Here is a 4,225-nt window from a genome sequence, read left to right on the forward strand (position 1 = left end):
GCCGCCCGCGATCCGGGAAGCACGTGGTGCCAAGACAGATGTCCAGGCGTCATAGTGCCCTTCGGAAGCCATCTTTTGATTCCCAACTGTAGAAGATGAGCTTGAGGTGATTCTGTACACCGACATGGTAGCCCTCACCCCATCGCTCCGTGAGTACTTTCAGAGGCGGTTCGGGGGCCTAGTCACGGAAGATCCCGCCTTCTGGGAGGTCTACCGACTGGGCCTCGAGGAGCTCTTCCAGAAGATGCCCTACGTGGACGGCCTGATGGTGCGCATCGGGGAGGCTGGCGCCGTCTACAACGTGCCCGGCTGGGACTACACAAGTGTCCTTGCAGTGCGAACGGTGCCGGCGGTCCAGGCGATGCTCCGGGCCCTTCTTCAGGCGGCAGAAGCACATGGCAAGCTCATCGTCTTCCGCAACTGGGCCGTGGGCCTCGGCCAGGTAGGGGACATGCACGAGGATCCGGAAGCTTACAAGGAGATCCTAGAGGGGGTCGATTCCCCCAACCTAATCGTCTCCACCAAGTACGCCATGGGCGATTACTATAGCTACCTCCCCCTGAACCCCACCCTCACCCAGGGCACCCAGAAGCGGATAGTGGAGCTCCAGAACCGGCGTGAATACGAGGGCTTCTGCGCGTTCCCAAATTATGTGGCTCCGGTTCATCAGTTGGCCCTGAAAGAGCTCCGGGAAGCCAATCCCCAGATCGTGGGTGCCTGGCAGTGGAACCAGAACGGCGGGCCGCAGCAGGCAGGCCCCATGTCCCTGTACCCCCTCTACGGGTTCTGCCAATGGATCGACGCTAACGCCTACGTGACCTCGCGCCTTCTGTGGGAGCCCAGCGCGGACCTAGTGGAGCTGACTGAGAACTGGGTGAGGAGGACTTTCGGAAACGATCCCACCACGGTCCACAACATGACGGAGATCCTGCTTCGGTCGCGCGAGGCAGTGCTGCAAGGCCTCTACATAGGCCCGTTCGCCCGCGTCAGGGTGCGCGCTCAAGGGCGGGAGACAAACCCGATGATGTGGATCTTCCAGTGGGACATCCCGGACGGCTCCGTCTCCGTCCTCAGCATGGTCTACCAGGTGTGCAAAGGAAGGATCGAGGAGGCCATCGCCGAGGGCTTCCGCGCCGTGGAGGTTGCCCGAAAGCTCCGGGCCCTGGCCGAGGAGGTGGATCCCACAAACTGGCACAAGCCCGAGCTTTATCCGAAGGTCTTGGCCTCACTAGATTACGAGGAGAGCCTGTTTGAGGCGCTGGCCTGGTACCGCCGAGCCTTCCTTCGCTACTACCAGTGGCTTGACACAGGCGATGCGGCCGCCTTCTCCGACTGGAGGGACTCCTACGCCCGTTTTGAGGAGCTTGCGGAAGACCACCTTGCCCGCTTCGGGGAGGACCTGGATTTTTCGGCCTACAACTTCTTCTCCGCCGACGCCGGGATGGCCATCGCTGAGCGCGGCCCCACCATGGCGTGGCTGGCTCGGGTGCTTCTTTTCCTGAGCGGGCTCCTGCTCCTCCTCGGCTGCGGCCCCCTGTACCGGCGCCTCCCGGACTTCCCGGGGAAGCGGGGCCTGAGGGCCCTATGGCTAGGTTGGACGACCGCTCCCGACTGCGTGCCTGCTTTTGGGCGCGTGGACTGGCTTTTGGTGGTGTTGCGACCGACGCTTGTCGTGGCGCTGGGGTACCTCACCCTGTCCTCCTTCCTCTCGCCCCGGTTCCTCGTCCTCATGGCGATCGTGGTGGGTGTGTTTTCGGGGCTGCTTCTCCTCCTCACCCGAAGTGGGGAGAGAGGCAGGCTTGCCGGGGCTCTTTTTGGCTCGTTGGTGCTGCTCAACGTGCTTCCCTTGGCGGCGGCCGCGGTGCGGGGGCCGTTTTACCTGTGGCTGCGCTTCCTCACAAGCCCCACCTTCCGGGCCGCGTTCACGGCGGCAGGGGGCGCGGTCGGCCTGTGGGCGCTGCGGGCGGTCTATCGGGCACAGGTAAAGGCAGGAGGGGCACCGAGCCTCTCCCCTCTTGGGAAGATCCTGATTGCCGGGGGCGGGACGCTCCTTGCCTTGGGGGCGGTCACGGCGGGAGTAGGGCTGGAACGTGCGATCACAGCGCTGAACAACGAGCTTTTGATCCTGCCGCCTGCGCTTTCCCTGATCCTCGGCATCACCACCCACCTTCAGATCCCCGCAGCTCTCCCCTACTGGACCATCGGGGCGGGGGCGGGAATCATTGCCTTTGGGCTGCTCCTTTCAATCCCCCGGGCCATACGTGCGCCCCATTTCCTAGCCCGCAAGGGAAGCTAGCAAGCGCCAACAGCGGCCCACCGCTCTATCCAATAATGCAGGGCCAGGTCTTACAGCGAGGCACGAGAAACCACTGTTTCCAATTGCACCATCACAGGAGTTAGTTTCACAGACAGAACGCCTCGTCTACCGAACAAAGCCACACCCCCGCCTCGCAGCTATGCTGTCCCATGCTGAAGGCGCCACAACCATAAATCTGAGTAGATTCTACATTTCAAGATGCACCCTGTAAGCAGGCCTGTCAAGTCAGTTGATGTAAGGATAGAACGGGACAAGGAGCTCTCTCGTCATTCTGGGGTGTATAATGTAACATAGAGGCGTGAACAGGCGTAGAAGGTAGTTGGTTCGGTTGATTGTTCTGATCGTCGCTCTCCACATCATCTGTTCAACTCTCTGCCTCACAAGGAGGGGATGATTTACTTAAGATTAAAAGAATGGAGGGGCACGTATTCGAGCGCGCGGTTCATTGGAGGGAAAGCTTGGGTATAAAAATCTAAGAAGGAGGGAAAAAGTAAAATGAGAACGAATACAAGGAAGTTCAGATTGGCGCTGACCTGGCTGATGCTAGTAGCCCTTCTGTCTTTTCTAGTGGCCTCTAGTGCGAGCGCGGCTACGATTGAGCTAGGCTCACTGTCCTGGTCCGTTCAGTACATGATCGACCAGAGCCAGTCGGTGTTTGGCGACAGCCAATTTAGCGGCCCGCGAGACAATCGTGGGTTGGCGCTCTCTCCCGATGGTCGTTACCTCTACGCCGGCTACAACAACCCGTCAAGCGGAGCTAGCGCCAAACAGGTCCGCAAGATCGACACGACAATACCCGATTACATCGACGCTACTATTGCCGTACTCAAAGGCTTTCGAGGGAAAGCGATTGCAACCGACGACGTAGGAAGAGTCTATCTGGCAGAGGGATCTGCGGGAATCTATGTTTACGATCCCAGCCTAGCCACACAGCTTACTACGATACCGGTAGGGACGACATATGGCCTCAGCAAGCCAGAAGGTGTAGCCGCTACGCGGGAGGATGGTTTCCTTGTGTTGTACGTGACCGACCGGGCCAACAAGACACTAACCCGCTTTGAGATCACTGAAGGCCCAGGCTACGCAATCAGTGAGATCACCAAAGCTGGCGAGATAACCATTACTGGAGCGTCGGATCTGCGCGGTGTGGAAGTTGACCGGTCCGGCAGAATCTGGATGGCCGATTGTGATGAGGGCAAGGTCTTTAGAGTCAACAGTGACGGGACCGGTTTGACATACGTGACCGTGCCCAATGCAATGGATATCGGTTTCGATAACACCTATGCCTTCGTCACGCAGTACACTGAGCGTACGATCACGGTGCTAAGACAGAGTGATATGAGCTTTGTCACAACGCTGACCCCTCCATGGGAGCAACTGAAACTTGACCCTGACGGGGAGAGTGGCAACGGCGCACTTTCCGGTATCGCCATTGGGCCCGGGTCGTTCTTCTATGTCGCCAATGAAGCAGGTCAGACCGCAGACGAACACTCAACCTATGGGCGGATTGATGGACAGAGCGGCTACATTGGGGGCATTTACTATACGGACACAACGCACGACGACAATGAGCCCATTCTTAAGGCTATGGCTCCGCCGGCAGAGGTCTGGGTGGACGTTGACTACTGCGAGGGTTGTACTAACGATGGCCACACCTGGGGCTACGATGCTTTCAACAAAATCCAGGACGGCATTGACGCCGTGGCCGAAGGCGGCACAGTTTATGTGGCAGCGGGGACATACTATGAAGTACTAACTATCGACAAGACATTGACGCTACAGGGAGACCCCAGCGACGATCGGCCCAAGATCGAATTCCCTGACACAGACAAAGATGGCATTACCATAAAGGCCGATAACGTGACATTAGAAAATCTGTGGCTTTATCGAGCTGGGCACTCCTATTAC

At 58.7% G+C, this 4,225-nt stretch carries 2 protein-coding genes; both read left to right on the forward strand.

Going from position 1 to position 4,225, the window contains the following annotated elements; genetic code table 11:
- The first annotated feature begins 106 nt into the window (after window positions 1-106).
- Complete coding sequence (locus J7J33_05320; GenBank protein MCD6168697.1) at window positions 107-2,296, forward strand: hypothetical protein; 2,190 nt, start codon at window positions 107-109, stop codon at window positions 2,294-2,296.
- Window positions 2,297-2,812: 516 nt separating this feature from the next.
- Window positions 2,813-4,225: hypothetical protein (locus J7J33_05325; protein MCD6168698.1), on the forward strand; the 1,413-nt coding region annotated here is incomplete at its 3' end.

Source organism: Caldisericia bacterium (assembly GCA_021158845.1).
In the GTDB taxonomy this organism is placed as follows: domain Bacteria; phylum Caldisericota; class Caldisericia; order B22-G15; family B22-G15; genus B22-G15.